Annotated in this window: 19 protein-coding genes, 1 tRNA gene and 1 other RNA gene; 1 reads left to right on the forward strand and 20 read right to left on the reverse strand. The window is 40.1% G+C overall.

All coding sequences use genetic code 11. The features are described from left to right. Positions 1–5: 5 nt before the first annotated feature. From H3T84_RS04110 to H3T84_RS04195, 18 genes are all read right to left on the reverse strand, one after another. Positions 6–635, reverse strand: a complete 630-nt coding sequence (locus H3T84_RS04110; protein WP_037475427.1) for a phage baseplate assembly protein V — start codon at positions 633–635, stop codon at positions 6–8. Continuing rightward, positions 619–1,716 (reverse strand): phage late control D family protein, encoded by a 1,098-nt coding sequence (locus H3T84_RS04115; protein ID WP_198218190.1) that lies wholly within the window; start codon positions 1,714–1,716, stop codon positions 619–621. The genes H3T84_RS04110 and H3T84_RS04115 overlap by 17 nt, the downstream gene beginning before the upstream one ends. Next, positions 1,704–1,925, reverse strand: a complete 222-nt coding sequence (locus H3T84_RS04120) for a tail protein X (RefSeq protein WP_025330549.1) — start codon at positions 1,923–1,925, stop codon at positions 1,704–1,706. The genes H3T84_RS04115 and H3T84_RS04120 overlap by 13 nt, the downstream gene beginning before the upstream one ends. A 2-nt stretch (positions 1,926–1,927) precedes the next feature. Next, on the reverse strand, positions 1,928–2,824 hold the full coding sequence (locus H3T84_RS04125) for a phage tail protein (protein ID WP_198218192.1): 897 nt from the start codon (positions 2,822–2,824) through the stop codon (positions 1,928–1,930). Next, a complete protein-coding gene (locus H3T84_RS04130) occupies positions 2,824–5,349 on the reverse strand; it encodes a phage tail tape measure protein (protein ID WP_198218194.1) in 2,526 nt (841 codons plus the stop codon). The genes H3T84_RS04125 and H3T84_RS04130 overlap by 1 nt, the downstream gene beginning before the upstream one ends. 165 nt (positions 5,350–5,514) lie before the next feature. Beyond that, positions 5,515–5,721: a GpE family phage tail protein gene (locus H3T84_RS04135; protein WP_080690445.1), complete on the reverse strand. Its 207-nt coding sequence runs from the start codon at positions 5,719–5,721 to the stop codon at positions 5,515–5,517. Beyond that, positions 5,663–5,947: a phage tail assembly protein gene (locus H3T84_RS04140; RefSeq protein WP_025330546.1), complete on the reverse strand. Its 285-nt coding sequence runs from the start codon at positions 5,945–5,947 to the stop codon at positions 5,663–5,665. The genes H3T84_RS04135 and H3T84_RS04140 overlap by 59 nt, the downstream gene beginning before the upstream one ends. Positions 5,948–6,068: 121 nt before the next feature. Further along, entirely contained in the window at positions 6,069–6,584 is a 516-nt protein-coding gene (locus H3T84_RS04145; protein WP_198218196.1) for a phage major tail tube protein, read from the reverse strand. 9 nt (positions 6,585–6,593) lie between these two features. After that, complete coding sequence (locus H3T84_RS04150; protein ID WP_025330544.1) at positions 6,594–7,997, reverse strand: phage tail sheath subtilisin-like domain-containing protein; 1,404 nt, start codon at positions 7,995–7,997, stop codon at positions 6,594–6,596. 8 nt (positions 7,998–8,005) lie between these two features. Then, a complete protein-coding gene (locus H3T84_RS04155) occupies positions 8,006–8,512 on the reverse strand; it encodes a Gp37 family protein (protein ID WP_025330543.1) in 507 nt (168 codons plus the stop codon). Positions 8,513–8,773: 261 nt separating this feature from the next. Further along, positions 8,774–8,864: transfer RNA gene (locus H3T84_RS04160), tRNA-Ser, on the reverse strand. Positions 8,865–8,933: 69 nt separating this feature from the next. Continuing rightward, entirely contained in the window at positions 8,934–9,389 is a 456-nt protein-coding gene (locus H3T84_RS04165; protein ID WP_084562907.1) for a DUF441 domain-containing protein, read from the reverse strand. Positions 9,390–9,500: 111 nt separating this feature from the next. Then, positions 9,501–9,998 (reverse strand): DUF1841 family protein, encoded by a 498-nt coding sequence (locus tag H3T84_RS04170; RefSeq protein ID WP_198218198.1) that lies wholly within the window; start codon positions 9,996–9,998, stop codon positions 9,501–9,503. 384 nt (positions 9,999–10,382) lie between these two features. Then, positions 10,383–10,736, reverse strand: coding sequence for an STY0301 family protein (locus H3T84_RS04175; protein ID WP_370524001.1), 354 nt, complete (start codon positions 10,734–10,736; stop codon positions 10,383–10,385). Positions 10,737–10,943: 207 nt separating this feature from the next. Then, positions 10,944–11,294 (reverse strand): STY0301 family protein, encoded by a 351-nt coding sequence (locus tag H3T84_RS04180; protein ID WP_198218202.1) that lies wholly within the window; start codon positions 11,292–11,294, stop codon positions 10,944–10,946. A 62-nt stretch (positions 11,295–11,356) separates the two neighbouring features. Beyond that, complete coding sequence (locus tag H3T84_RS04185; protein ID WP_198218205.1) at positions 11,357–11,725, reverse strand: STY0301 family protein; 369 nt, start codon at positions 11,723–11,725, stop codon at positions 11,357–11,359. A gap of 47 nt (positions 11,726–11,772) precedes the next feature. Further along, positions 11,773–12,129 carry an STY0301 family protein gene (locus H3T84_RS04190; protein WP_174833222.1) on the reverse strand — a complete coding sequence of 119 codons (357 nt, stop codon included), beginning with the start codon at positions 12,127–12,129 and terminating at the stop codon, positions 11,773–11,775. Then, complete coding sequence (locus tag H3T84_RS04195) at positions 12,116–12,388, reverse strand: BPSL0067 family protein (RefSeq protein WP_198218207.1); 273 nt, start codon at positions 12,386–12,388, stop codon at positions 12,116–12,118. The genes H3T84_RS04190 and H3T84_RS04195 overlap by 14 nt, the downstream gene beginning before the upstream one ends. 427 nt (positions 12,389–12,815) lie before the next feature. Between H3T84_RS04195 and ssrA the strand changes: the two genes are divergently transcribed. After that, positions 12,816–13,176: a transfer-messenger RNA gene (gene ssrA, locus H3T84_RS04200) on the forward strand. 514 nt (positions 13,177–13,690) lie between these two features. Here the strand turns inward: ssrA and H3T84_RS04205 are convergent. Beyond that, positions 13,691–14,122 carry a M15 family metallopeptidase gene (locus H3T84_RS04205; protein ID WP_100116492.1) on the reverse strand — a complete coding sequence of 144 codons (432 nt, stop codon included), beginning with the start codon at positions 14,120–14,122 and terminating at the stop codon, positions 13,691–13,693. A 54-nt stretch (positions 14,123–14,176) separates the two neighbouring features. After that, positions 14,177–14,518 (reverse strand): hypothetical protein, encoded by a 342-nt coding sequence (locus H3T84_RS04210; RefSeq protein ID WP_100116491.1) that lies wholly within the window; start codon positions 14,516–14,518, stop codon positions 14,177–14,179. Positions 14,519–14,520 lie beyond the last annotated feature (2 nt).

Here is a 14,520-nt window from a genome sequence, read left to right on the forward strand (position 1 = left end):
GATTATCAGTTTGGTTTGCCCGTATTTCCACCTGAAGTCAGATCAGGATGAGTATGACTCTTAAGACTTTTACCATCGGCTACCACATCTCCGTTTTCAACCTTAATTGTGCCGGTTATTGAGGCTGCCGTACCACCACCGCCGGAACCGGCCATTCCGCCCTGATAGGTCAGTTGCCCCTGTACCAGTAAGCTGCCGGTAGCAGTAGTAGTAGGTGCATCAAGAGTAATATCACCTGCTTTAACCAGTACCGTATCTGCTTCTACAATTACTGCTCCACCAGTCTGAACACATACTTCACCACTATTGCGATTATGGCTGATCACCGTACCATTACTGAATTTTTTCATCCAGACATTATTATTATTTACCGGTGTGCTATCAGCCTGATTGTATAAGGCTCCCAAAACCACACCATTTTCTCCCCGTGCATCCAGAATACAGGCTACCAGTTCCCCTCTGTCAGGCAGTGAATAAAAACTGTTTCCGCCTGCAGCAGCAGTCAGCATTGGCAGCCAGTCAGTATGAATATTTTCTAATGCCGGTAAACTGACTTTAAGCATATGCCGTCCGGCATCAATGGATTCAACAATACCAAACTGTAAAGTCGCACCAAATTCATACAGTTTCTGCATGTTTATCACCATCTGCGTCATCAGCAATATATTCAATCATATTTATTTCCAGAGATGTTACATAACCTGAACTGCGGCTCAAATTATGGCTTGCCTGCTTAATCTGGTAATTTCCCGACATTTTGCCATAACCGCTCAGACGAATAATCTGACCGGCTACCAGCTTGACATTACCAAAAAGATCCAGACTGCCGGTTACCTGACACTTGCGTGCATCGGCCAATGCAGCATCTGCACGTGCAGCTAATTGCTGCTGTGATTCCCCTTTATTAGCCACAATTTTCAGCTGGTCACCGCTTGCACCCTGTTTACTTTGCGGGCGTAACGGCTGTCCTTTACGCTTAACCGTACGTACTTGTTTAGCCTTAGGGTCGTAGCCGGAAGCAACAACTTCATTAGGAACGCCTTTGATCTGATCGCGAAAACTGGCTGACTCAATATCTTCTGGCAGCAACACCAGTACCGGTTCCTGTGCAGTTAATTCCGTATTGGCAATAAAAGCCAGAGTCTTATCAACAATTTTAAAAGTATAGCCAAACTGTTTTGCTAGTCGCGCCAGAAATTCAACATCACTTTCCTGATACTGTGTGATACGTTCAATTTCCAGCTTGGCAATCGGATTTTTAACCACCAGTTGTAATCGTGCAGCTACTGTCTGTACAATTTTTTCCAGAGTGGTTTTTTCATATGCCTTAGGCTGTAAAGTCCGGCTGGCCGAAGTAATTCCCGTAGAAAGTGCTTTCAGAGTAATCACATTTGGTTTAAATGCATAATCGATATCCGCAATCTCAAAATTACCAAGATTCACCAGACCGGTAAACTGATCACCGAGAGAAAATGACAGCAAATCACCCTGTTCAGGATACCAGTTACGCAACCATCTGCCATCTGTATCTTCAAACGACACAGAAAGCTCATCTGATTGCTCCCCCAGATAATCCGTATAACTAATGCTGATAAGATAAGGCTTAATTGCTAATGTAATGTCTTTTTTTTCATATCCGATAATAAAATCCGGCATAGTAACCGGATGTGTTTTGCTTAAGCCGGATAATCCTTTTAGCATATTTACCGCATCCATGGTGGCATATCCTCCTGAGCAGCATGAGTATCAGACCGGATAACCGGAATCAGTACAGTCAGATTTGCCGTAAATTGTTCAGCCAGCGCTAAATGCGGGTTGGCCGCAATCAGCCTGTCAATCATCGTGGCATCACCATAGTATTTATGTGCAATCAAATCCCAGCGATCCCCTTCACTGGTCTGATATTGCAAGACTGAATCAACCATAATCAGACCTCATCTTTTCTTGCGGCCAGCCATGCCGTCAATGACTGGGTACCTGCAGTCGCATTTCCAATACTGTCTTCTACCGATGCTAACACTTGTTCACTGGTATTCAGCCAGTCGCCCCACTCTCCGCTATCGTAACCGGTTTGTATTAAATTAATACATGTTTGCAGCTGACAGGCTGCCTGACCCGTGTAAGACAGAAAATCTGCTGCTCCGGCCAGATTTCCGAACCATTCACCAATCTCAGGTAAAGTATTCAGTTTATCCAGAGTCTGACCACCTATAGACAATACATCTGCAATCAACCCCATCCAGCCAGCAGTATTATGCTGAACAGTACGCGCGCGCGTAATCAGGTTCTGAATATCAGTAATATTCTGTTCAACAGAATGATAAATACGCACACCAGTCTGAACCGCTGCGGAAACTTTATTAACCGCGCCTTTAACCGACTCTGGTAAAAGAGCAAGCAACGGATTCTGTCCGGTCATGATTCCCGGTGTTGGTAACGGATTATTCGGATCACCAACAAATTCAAGCAATTCAACACTAATTTCGCGCGCCGCCGTACGCCCTTTAGCATCCTGGATCAGAGTTGTACTGCTTAATTGCTGTATCACAAACCAGCCCGCAAACCGCCCGGAACCGAACACCAGTGCCAGCGCCTGCTGCGCTTCTTTAGCACTAATCAGCGCATTATAGGCATTATCCGGATTAGCCAGTTTCCAATGCAGCAGCATACCAAAACGTATCGTAGTCAAATCATTACCGGTAGCCTGCAGGCGCGGTCGCCCGGCCAATACATCATGTTTGGCAAAAACAGCACTGTGCGTTTCTTCATAACTGGTGAAACTATCCAGCACTTCAAAGCGAATATCCCCTAGCATTGCATACATCAGTAACTCCTCAATTCTTTTGCCTGCATCATGCGCCGGTACATCTGTTCAAATTCACGCTGGCTCAGTGCAAGCGCCTGCTGAATGACTGAACGGTCAGCATTACCATTAACCTGAATCGTTGGATTAAAATTAATGGTTACAGCACTTGAATCATGTCCGGCCGGATAACGGTTCTGTGCAAACTCTGCTGCATTTAGCTGCATTTTTTCATTTAACTGTGCAGTCAGCTTTCCGGAACCGGCTTTAAATTTCTGCTGTAAACGCTCAGCTACCTGACCTATCGCCGAAACAGGTTTATCCGCCCCAAGATCAACTCCCAGATGCATTCCCTCCATCAGCGAGCTGCCGATACTTTTAAATACCCGGCTGGGGGAATTAATACCCAATACTGATTTAGCCTTATTAATAATTTTACTGGCAAACTCACCTACAGCATTAACAGCTTTACTGATACCTTCAGTAAAGCTTCGGACCAGACTATCAATAATATTGCGCCCGAATTCACTGAATTTAGCAGGTAATTCTCTGAAAAAATTCATACCGGCTTCAAATTTGGTCTTAACCGTATCCCATAAACCAATAAAGAATTTCTTGATTGGCTGCCAATATTTATAAATCAATAAGGCGGCCACACCAATTGCCAGCGCAACCCAACCTATCGGTGACATCAAGAAGGCCCGGCCTACTGCCATAATTCCCTGACGCAGCAAATTAAGTACAAACCTGCCTTTATCTAAAACACTAAACCCCTTCCCCAAATTCGAAAAAACCGAAAACAGAGGTTTCACCGCCTTAGAAATCAGACCAAAAGACTGCACAATTTTTTTGATGGGAGCCATTGCTGCACGACCAATTGCACCAAATGCTTTTTTCAATAAACCTAATGCAGCACGACCTTTACTAAAAACAGTAAACTTTTTTCCAATGCCGGACAGCTTACTGCCAAAAGACATCAGTTTCTGACGCAATGAACCTGCAGATTTTCCTACTGAGGAAATTGCAGTTCGAAGACGCTTAAATACAGAACCACTTTGCTTAAGCTCACGTGCCACCTGAAAACGGGCAAAAATAGTACGCAGAACAGCCAGCGGACCGGTAACCATAGTAATCGCATAACGAACAGTCAGTAATACCATCCGTAAGCCTGCCATTCCAATACCAAAAGCCACTACAGATTTAATCAGCGTTGGATGTTTCTGAATAAAAGGCAATACAGTATTAAGCAGCACATCTTTAGCCACCTGAGCGAAAGTATTAATCTCCGGTGCCAGAATAGCACCAAAAGCATTCCCGACTTCAGCAACCGAATCTTGCAGATTTTCCATACTGACAGCCAGCGTATTTGTCTGCAGTTCTGCTCGCTGATCAAGAGAAGGCTGCTGATTTATTTTAGTTTGCATGGCCTGATAACCGGTATGACCACCTTTAGCCGCGGCTGAAGCAACTTGTCCGCCCTTCCCGCCAAACACAGCATCCATCATATTCAGTGCAGCGCGTTCACCATACTTAGTTTTAACAGCTTTAAAATTCGTTTCCAGCTCACCAATAACCACACGCATGTCTTTAAGTGAACCGTCTTTATTAAATAAATCAAACTTTACACCGGATTTCTGCATCATCTGGCGCATTTCCGCATTCATAGCTGACGTAGCCAGATGCATAGCTTTAGGTCCCTGCGCCAGCTTATTCAGAAATTCTTCCATCCCATCTGCGGCCACAGCTTTACTGATACCGCCTTGTATTGCCATACCTTCTAAAGCATATATTTTTTGCTGGTTCTGTAAACCGGTCAGATGAAGCCTTTGCAGAGGAGAGGCCATAGCACTTTGAAATTTTTCTATATCTTCCAAACTCATTCCGGTCGAATAAGCCATTTTCTGTACAGCGTCCAGACCGGCTGATAATTCAGTATCTTTCAGCTTATAAGTTTGCATCAGCCCATTGGCAACAGAAATATCCTCAATTTTTTTACCGAATAATGCATTAAAACTGGCTATTGACTTCATACCTCCCTGAAGTAGCGAATCATCAGACATATTAGCCATCTTCATATTAGTGGCAAGACTGGTAAAATCATTTTTATTTCCCCGCTGCTCAAGGCTTAGCTGTGCTGTTCGGGCATTAATCTGATCAAATCCGCCTAATCTGCCATCATTTTGCATCATAGCCTGCTTCAGCCCAGTTTCAGATGTTTCGCGCTCCATATAAATTTTTACAGACTTTTCAGCTGGTTTCATCAAAGCTTGCAGCGTGCTCTTAGTTTTGCTTAATTCACTACCGATTTTAGTGCGCTGCTCCAGAACCTTATTTTGTCTTTCAATTGCCTGAGTTAATTTATCCTGAGCATTACCCGCTTTAGCCGTCGCTGCTGAAAAACTATCAAGAGAGCGAATTTGTCCATGTAAACCTTGTAAAGCTTTTCCCATCTCCTCAACATGCCGGGTCGCTGTACTGATAGCAAAGCCAAAAGCCTTTACAGAACGGTGCACCTCACCAAAATCAGAAACGAATCCATTATCCATAACGGCACCAATATATTTTTCTCCAATTACCTAACTGTATTGGAATCTACTTATTTATATTATTTGTTGTTTCGATTACTGTGACTGTCAACTTATTATCGCTTCATAACCACGCTTATAAGCTTACAACAAGTTAACAGCACAGTTACTTCAGACAGCAACCAGTTATAGTTTGCTGTATTTGGCTTTAATCTGCCGGTTAGCCTGTTGCTGCCATTGCAAAATTTCCTCCAGAGACATTTCATCAATATCTGCCGGAGAAAAACCAAACCACCACGCTAAATCCGCAGCTGCCTGATAAAAACTATCCCAATCAGTGAGTACCCAGACAAAACTGACGCACCTGCGTGTAGTCCTCCCATGACAACTCATCAAAATCTTCACTTTGCAGACCAGATGCCATAGCCAAACACTGAGCTTCCTGTAATACTGCATTATCAGGATACTGTTCTGCAGCACGTTTAAAATCTTTAACCCGTACCCGGCGCAATGTCAGCTCCGTTATCGCACCACTTGGTGTTTGCAGTGGTTCCGCCAGTTTAATTACTTTGCCTGTACCCAATTGTTCTTGCAGATTTTGCGCTTCAGTTTGTGCCATATTTATTCCTCGACTAATCAATAATTACTGAATCAATTCAGCATATAAAAATATTTCAACCATAAAAAAGCTCACTCTGGCAATCAGAGTGAGCATTCAAATACATCAATACAAATAAAAATTACATACCAATATTTGCACGCATCTGCGCCAGCATATCCACACCATTTACCCGGTACTGATTGGTAAATGCGTTGTAATACAACACTTCACGACCAGACACTGTCTGATGAATTTCGGTAGCCTGAAAAGTGCTGGCGAATTCAGCTTTTTCTTTCGGTTTATAGGTTCCCAACGGATTTTTGCTGAAAGTTGCCATTACAGTCACGACCATCGGAGCCTCAGCTGCAAGTCCGGAAGCATTAAATGCCTGCACATTGGCACGAACCATTAGCTGACAAGCTTTGAAAGGATTATATACTTTTGTAAACACATCCGGATAAAAGCTATTCCAGGTGATTTCCCCTTCCAGTGCCTCAATCCCGCTAGGCAGTTTTACTGAACCCACCAGACCCAGACCTTTAGTTTCTGTCTGACCAACAGAAATATCCGGTAATTTAAACTGACTGGCACGGCCTAACTGACTATTACCATTAACATAAACATTGGCATTATAAATTGCATTAAATTCTGTCATAACTCTTTCCTAAGCGGCAGACTGGTTACTAATCAAATTAGCCAGATAAGTACGGGTCATCACACTGGTATTAGTGATACGTTCTGCAGGCAGTTTAGGCGTATAGTCATACTTAATTGGTACCTGCCCTTTACTGAAAGCATCAGCCAGATCATAGTCATAATCCAGGCTGACACTAAAACCAACAATACTCTTCAACGTACCCAGATAGGTGCGCACCGTACCCAGAAGGCTGTCAATCAGCGCATCATCAATAGGCAAATCAATATACTGTAACTGAGCACGGCGAATTGATTCATTAATCAAATCGCCGGTACGCTGTGCAGTTTCAAAGTTTTTAATATGTGTTACTGTCGGGAAACAGGCCAGACGGTTACCCCATAAGCGGAAACCAGTACCATAACTGTTAAATACCGTCGTAATACCCTTTTCATTCAGACGATTGGTTTCTGCCTGCGGATCATCAATACGTGCAGTCAGCGAAACCTCCATACCCGTTACACCGGACAGTTCACGATTGGAAATACTGAACCAATAACCCTGTTCAACATCAGTTCGCATCCGTAAACCGGCTGCATGAGTAGCCAGACTTTCCAGCTCACCACTGGTACCGGTAACATAGGGATAAAATAATTGCGCCCGATCCGAAGACGTCTGGAAATTAATATTACCGAGCGAACCGCGCCCCTGAACAGCCTGGGTAAGCGTTGTTCCTTTCGGTGCAGCAATATAGGCAATAGCTTCAAGCTTATCAGCCAGAGTAACCATAGCTGCCGCCACAGTCGCTTCCGCATCAAACTGAGGCACAATAATAATTTTTGCATCTGCTCCCAGCCGGGTAAAACCTTCCGTAAGCAGCTCCATCCCTTTGCGTTTACCGGTAGCTGCCTCGTAACCGCCGATAATATCCTTTGAAGTTACCTTACTTGGATCAAGATAAGTATAACTAATAGATACATCTGAACGCATTTGAACAAAAGTCAGCTCACCTGTTTCATTATTCAAAGCATAGTCAGTACCCTCTGATAATGTCTGATTACCAGCCAGAACTGTATAACCTGCCTGTACAGCCGGATGTGCTGTTTTCGCAGTCAGCGTATCACCGTCAATAACCAGTAACTCAGAATCAACGACCGTTTTATGTTTATCCGGATCCAGTACATTCACTACATAAGCAACACCAGACTGATAACGAGTCCAGATATTGGCCGCATCAGGTAAAGTGAAACCTGCACCAGTCAGCAAACCGAACTGACTGAAATCTTTAACAGTCTGACATACAGTTAACTCATTAACCGGGCCAGACATACCGGTACCGACAATTGCAGTAATTGCCCCGTCTACGGTATAGACAGGACTGCTGCCACCATCAATACGAATTGTTTCAACACCATGCAAATAGGCTGCTGCCATGATGATTTTTACTCCTTCGAAATTACAGAATGTGAAATAGCTCTGGCCTTAATCTCACCACGAGTTGGTATAGACTTGACCAAATTTTGCTGATTAATCACCGGACGCTGCTCCACCTGAAGTGTCTCGGTGCGAGCGCGTAACCGGTATTGCCAGACTCCGTCGGCCTCACCCAGAAAGCGCTCACTCAACAATCGGATTTGCTGGCAATGTTCAGGCTGGAATCCCACTAATGCCAGACGTAAAGAATCGAGTAAATCCAGAACACCGTTTTCACCATCCAAAGCACGTGCAAAAACAGTAAAACGCAATTGCAAATGCCTCTCCTGTACAATCAGATCCGTACTGCGCGGCTTTTTAAATTTACTGCGCTGATAACCGATTAAGACCGTACCCAGCGAATGAACAAACTGATAATTCTTTAAACTATTAGGCATCAGTTGTACTGAATATTTTGGCAATGCATGCTGAAGATGTGTCTGCACATCATTTAAAACAGAACAGGTTAAATTCATCCAGTACTCTCCATACATTCCGGCAGGCACAAAAAAACCTCACAATCAAAATTGTGAGGGAAATAAATATTGCGACTAAACAGTTTACAGCTTAAACCTGCCAGCAAAAAATCAATAAAATATTACAAAATCAAATTGTCATCTTTAACAAAGATGACATTCAGAATATGAATATACAAAAAAGTATAAACATTAAAATGACAAAAGCATTTTAAATAACAGCTATAAAAAAAGCTGCATTCGCAGCTTTTAATCATAATTTGGCGGAGAGGAAGGGATTCGAACCCTCGATACGCTATTCACGTATACACGCTTTCCAGGCGTGCGACTTCAACCACTCATCCACCTCTCCGTGAGAATGGAATTGCGCGCATTATAACGAGAGCGTATCTTTCTGGCAAGAACTTCAGCAATTCGGCCACTATAAAATCAGTGATAACAATCCTGCCGCAATCAGAGGTCCGACCGGTACTCCGCGTAAAAAAGCCACACCAATAATGGTGCCAATCATTAAACCAGTGACAATAGTCGGATTAACCTGCATCAGATGAACACCGCGTCCGCCCAACCATGCCACCACTATACCTACCGCTACCGCAGCCATGGTTTTCCAACTGGTTACCAGAGCTGCAATTTGTGCGGGCTGAACCTTACCAGTAATTAAAGGAGCCAGTACCCCTATCATAAGTAACATAATACCCAGTTGCACACCGTATTTTTCCAGTACAGGTGCATATTTAAGCAAAGGCGTTTGTTGCACCAGCAAAATAATCAGTGCAGAAATGGTTACAGAAGGGTTATGCCCGATAATACCCAAAGCCACAAACAATAATAGCAGCAAAGCATTTGCATTACTTGCCCAGAAAGACATATTCATCCCCTGATTTAAGATTATTGAAAATAAATACCCGTATCAATCCCATTGCAACAATATGGGTAACTGATACAAATGTACAAAACAATAAACCATAATCAAAGTCTGAGCAATTCATGCTTGTATATCAGAAATTTTTCCGACTTCATGAGGGTTTAAACGAGCCTCATCTTCCTGCCCCAATCCAACCAGACTGCGTAAACGTGTCATATAATCATTAACATCCAGCCCCTGACCATAACGTTGCGCCTGCCATAAAGTTTCAGCCAGAACTTCTATCATATCGTGTTCCGCTTTTACCCAGTCGCCTGCATATTGCTGACACAAACGCTGATGAATAGCAGCAATCCCGAAAGGCTGATCTATCGCTACCTGCTCCTGTACAGACAAATGCAAAGATAAATGCAGAAATGGATTAGTTTCGCCTTCTTCAGGCCGCCATACCCGGGTTAAATACTGCTCGATATTTTCCAGATAAGGTGCATATTCAGTGTGTGCAGCAACAATTCTTAACGCTTTTTGTTGCAGCGCATCCAGCAACTGCGGCTGCTGACGTTTACGCCATACATCCGCAAAAAAATGACGTACATCATTAGTATTGACATCATACATAACAGCACTCATTGCAGACAAAATAATGCAAATTATAAAACAATGACCTTATTACTGATAATTTATTACTTCTATCGCAACCAGTTTCTTCTTAATAATCCTTATTTCTGTAACAGCACATATTTTCAAAATAGATTAATAATCGGACATCAATAACTATTCATTTAATTGTATATCAATCAAAATAAAGAAAAATTAGCTGATGTATACAGTAATTACTGCTAGCCTTACCGCAGCTGAAATAATAAACAAATCATAGATTTTTTATTTTCTTATAAGACAGACTCATCCTATCAATTGGCATTATCAGATTGCCAGTACCGTAACTTCATAAAAAGCTGGCAAATAACATACGATATGAGTTAACTGTTTGCACTAAATGTGCTATGGCATACATTTTACCTGTACTGGTGCCGTTGTTCTTTCACAGTAAACTGCCCCCTTCGCATTAAGAACAATGTAATGAGGGATTTTCTCATACGCACAAACTACTGATGGATCCCTTAATGTATCCAGAACCCATACTTCTTTGTTTTTTTTATACTCAGGCACTAATGATGCTTTCATACATACTGGACCATCATATACCATGACTTCAGTAAGTTTATGAATACCATGTCCGTCAGAAAATGTTGGTGGACAACTCACAACAGGAGTCTGAGCATAGCAATTAATTGATACTACGCCAAGTAACGTGCTAATAAATAATGCTAATATTTCTTTATTATTTGATAACATATAAATTAATATCTTTCATTTTGAGTACAAGCATTAATTTTTCAAACTCAAAATCGCATCACTTTCATAATCTACTATTTCATTATTCACTGAATCGACACTCCTTTTTGGCTTAAATAATCTGCCATGATTAGTTATATTCCAAATCCAAAAAGATGCAGCTAAGTTATTTCTATCCGATAAACTAATCAAGATTATATTAAATGATTAAGGCATACATCTTGCCTGTAAAGGTTTATCGGTAACTTCACAAAAGCTCGCGCCCTTTGCATCAAAAACAATATAATGATTAGCTTTAGCGTATGTGCAGATTAAAAAAGGGTCATACTTCGTTCCAAACACCTTCCAATATTGTTTATCTTTTTTAAATTCTGGCTTTAGTTCAGCATTTAATTCAACCGGTCCATCGAATACTCTGGCATTCTTAAACTGGTAAACATTATGCCCGTCAGAAAATGTTGACGGGCAACTCACAACAGGAGTCTGGGCCAGACAATTAATTGATACAATATTAAAAAATAAAGCCAATAAATACTGAGGCAATTTTCGATTATTCAATAGTATAAAATTCATGCTAATCATAAGTAAATCTTTAAGACTTCTTTGATGATTTATAAAAATTATTTAGGCATACATTTTACTTCTACTACTGGTGCATTTGTTTTTTCACAATAAGCTGCTTCCTTCGCATTAATAACAACGTAATGACGGGTATTCTCATACGTACAAACTAATGAAGGTTCCCTTAATGTATCTAAATCCCATACTTCTTTATTTTTTTTATACTCAGGTACTAATGATACATCCATACATACTGGACCATCATATGCATAAACATCATCAAGCTTATGAACACCATGCCCGTCAGAAAATGTTGACGGGCAACTCACAACAGGAGTCTGGGCTAGACAATAAATTGATACAATATTAAAAAATAAAACCAAAAAATACTGAGGCAATTTTCGAGTATTCAATAGTATAAAATTCATGCTAATCATAAGTAAATCTTAAAGACTTCTTTGATGATTTATAAAAATTATCTAGGCATACATTTTACTTCTACTGGTGCATTTGTTTTTTCACAATAAGCTGCCCCCTTCGCATTAATAACAACGTAATGTTCAGTATTTTCATACGTACAAACTAACGAAGGATCCCTTAATGCATCTAAATCCCATACTTGTTTGTTTTTTTTATACTCAGGTACTAATGATACCTTCATACATACTGGACCATCATATGCATAAACATCATCAAGCTTATGAACACCATGTGCGTCAGAAAAAGATGATGGACAACTCACAACAGGAGTCTGGGCATAGCAATTAAACGAAATTAGACCAAGAAAATAGATTGAAAATAATATCGCATTTTTTTGTTTATTCAATAACATAAAATTGATCCCCGTCATTAGAAACATAGCCATGTCCCTTAAATTTGATCTGGCGAGTGTGTAAAGGTGTATCATTCCATTGATCGTAAACGGTAATAGCAATAGCTGTTTGACTAACGTAAATTGCAGCATGACCATAATATTTACCGTTACTATTAAATGTTGCTATAGCAGTACCAGATTTAATACTAATGTTTTCTTTAACTCTGGCGCCTTTTTTCCAGTTAGCAGTCTGCCCTGCTCTTGTAAAATATTTCACTACAGCAACACATTCACGTGATTCTCCAACCCAAATACCAAGCTTCTTAAGCTTAGGATTTTTTTAATTTATCATTTTCAAAACAATCTTCTCAACTTTTTTCAGATCCGCAACATAAAGTATATATAATCCTTTAATTATATTTTCTTAATTTTTATTAATTTACATAGTATTTCAACTATTTTATTAGAGACTTAATTTTATTGCAATAAATTGTTATCTTTATAATATTTAAATATTAAATCTTAAACTTATAAAAATAACACAGAATAAACGTTTCTTAGATTGTTGTTTTATTAAATAATAAAAATTATCAATATAATTTATCATTTTTTTTGGAAGTGAAGATTATTTTCCTGGGAAAAGAGCCGATAGCATAGATAACTATGCAAAATCACCAAAAAAAAGTATAATAACAAAACCATCTGGGGGCGACCTTGGTTTCGACGGGGGTTGCAAAGCAGATGCGTGCATACCGGGGTCTCAGATTCCCGTTAAACACTGAATTTATATAGTCGCAAACGACGAAACTTACGCTTTAGCCGCTTAAGGCTAAACGTTGCAGCGGTTCGCCAATGGGCCGTGTGAGGCAACTCACCGCAACGACATTCACATTGGCTGGTTTAATGTCGTGTTGCCTGGCATTAAATAAGATTTATGGCAACTGGTTTACAAACAGCCTGTCTGTCGGCGGTTTGTGAATAAGATTCGAAGTTGGCAAGACTAAGTATGTAGATCGCTCTGTAGAGGACTTTCGGACGGGGGTTCGATTCCCCCCGCCTCCACCACCAATTAAATTCAATATTTCACTATATTTTTAATTTATAAAAGCATAATAATGCTGATTTAAACAGTTTTTTAAGTATTCTCTTTGCTGAAAACGCAAAAAAGCTCCCAAGCGGGAACTTTTATTATCATCAGCTGTTTAAGGTGAAGCATACCTATTAATTACTTACTATTGTAATCACCTTTTATACAATAGTCAACAATTAAATTTTAACTATAAGATTTAAATTTAATTAATTGATATTTAAAACATTTATTAAAAATAACCCATAATCAAATTATATTTATTTCACTGAAAAAACAAAATTCTAATTTCAAGTAAGCTATGATAAATATCTATAAAATCAGTCTCCAAATAAGCTAAACATTACTAGATTATTACACATTTATAATTTTATAAGAGACTACTATAATCAACATTTATAATTAGCTATTTATTAGGAAATTATAAATTATTCTGATAAATTGTAGCGATAAAAATGATATTTTTTATCTTTATATAGTAGTCTTTGATTATTAAATTTCAAAATGAGGGTAATCCTTACTGCTACTCCAATCTCCGCCCCACTTAATTTTTACCCTCAGCTCAAAAGCAGCCTGCTTCATGGCAACCGCAATTGTGTGGAATTTTTTCAAATCATTCCAGTCAACTGGGTAAGGAACCAGATCAATTGCCTTACCAGTACAATGTTTGCTTGCAAACGGATCATTCAGCCAAGTTACTTTACTCAAATTTGGCTGTGCGTATTTCGCCGGTACTCCTTTCTGACTACACTGCTGAATTGTACGACCCTTACCGTAATTGATACAGCATTGTTCACGAGTTCTTCGACCTTCAGTTATCATAAAATCCTGACTGGTCAATTCAATCGCCCGTTTTACTACCCTGACTAAATCGGGATCTACTCCATACAAACGCTGTAATGATCGATTACTCAATTTATACATTTTATTATTCCAAAAAAAGCAGCCCAAAGGCTGCTTGTGATATTAAATTTATTTTTATTTTTTTGTTGATTCATCACTACCAACAAATTTTTCAGCTTTTTTGCTAACAATATCAATTATGCGCTGTGCCAGTTTTGGTGCTGCAGCTTTAAATGCATCAAGAAATGCTGTTGTAGACATACCTGCAAATACACCAACTCCGGCAAAAAGCCATGGATGTTTCTGCGGGAAAAAATAATCAGTTATTGCCGCAGCAAAGATCATTCCCAGCAAGACAAATAAAATTGTCATAAACCAGCCATAGCGTTTGTAATCGGTAACCAGTAAAGAACCAGCCAGCCCGCCTGTCAGCGCAAATAAAATACAGATCGAAAAAGCATCTTTCACTAAATCCATAT

This window comes from Snodgrassella sp. M0110, assembly GCF_016101465.1.
In the GTDB taxonomy this organism is placed as follows: domain Bacteria; phylum Pseudomonadota; class Gammaproteobacteria; order Burkholderiales; family Neisseriaceae; genus Snodgrassella; species Snodgrassella alvi.

Bases quoted from the DNA above. Each gene is read 5' to 3' on its own strand.
- H3T84_RS04110 (WP_037475427.1), bottom strand. From the start codon at position 635: ATGCAGAAACTGTATGAATTTGGTGCGACTTTACAGTTTGGTATTGTT.
- H3T84_RS04115 (WP_198218190.1), bottom strand. From the start codon at position 1,716: ATGGATGCGGTAAATATGCTAAAAGGATTATCCGGCTTAAGCAAAACA.
- H3T84_RS04120 (WP_025330549.1), bottom strand. From the start codon at position 1,925: ATGGTTGATTCAGTCTTGCAATATCAGACCAGTGAAGGGGATCGCTGG.
- H3T84_RS04125 (WP_198218192.1), bottom strand. From the start codon at position 2,824: ATGTATGCAATGCTAGGGGATATTCGCTTTGAAGTGCTGGATAGTTTC.
- H3T84_RS04130 (WP_198218194.1), bottom strand. From the start codon at position 5,349: ATGGATAATGGATTCGTTTCTGATTTTGGTGAGGTGCACCGTTCTGTA.
- H3T84_RS04135 (WP_080690445.1), bottom strand. From the start codon at position 5,721: ATGAGTTGTCATGGGAGGACTACACGCAGGTGCGTCAGTTTTGTCTGG.
- H3T84_RS04140 (WP_025330546.1), bottom strand. From the start codon at position 5,947: ATGGCACAAACTGAAGCGCAAAATCTGCAAGAACAATTGGGTACAGGC.
- H3T84_RS04145 (WP_198218196.1), bottom strand. From the start codon at position 6,584: ATGACAGAATTTAATGCAATTTATAATGCCAATGTTTATGTTAATGGT.
- H3T84_RS04150 (WP_025330544.1), bottom strand. From the start codon at position 7,997: ATGGCAGCAGCCTATTTGCATGGTGTTGAAACAATTCGTATTGATGGT.
- H3T84_RS04155 (WP_025330543.1), bottom strand. From the start codon at position 8,512: ATGAATTTAACCTGTTCTGTTTTAAATGATGTGCAGACACATCTTCAG.
- H3T84_RS04165 (WP_084562907.1), bottom strand. From the start codon at position 9,389: ATGAATATGTCTTTCTGGGCAAGTAATGCAAATGCTTTGCTGCTATTA.
- H3T84_RS04170 (WP_198218198.1), bottom strand. From the start codon at position 9,998: ATGTATGATGTCAATACTAATGATGTACGTCATTTTTTTGCGGATGTA.
- H3T84_RS04175 (WP_370524001.1), bottom strand. From the start codon at position 10,736: ATGTTATCAAATAATAAAGAAATATTAGCATTATTTATTAGCACGTTA.
- H3T84_RS04185 (WP_198218205.1), bottom strand. From the start codon at position 11,725: ATGAATTTTATACTATTGAATACTCGAAAATTGCCTCAGTATTTTTTG.
- H3T84_RS04190 (WP_174833222.1), bottom strand. From the start codon at position 12,129: ATGTTATTGAATAAACAAAAAAATGCGATATTATTTTCAATCTATTTT.
- H3T84_RS04205 (WP_100116492.1), bottom strand. From the start codon at position 14,122: ATGTATAAATTGAGTAATCGATCATTACAGCGTTTGTATGGAGTAGAT.
- H3T84_RS04210 (WP_100116491.1), bottom strand. From the start codon at position 14,518: ATGGATTTAGTGAAAGATGCTTTTTCGATCTGTATTTTATTTGCGCTG.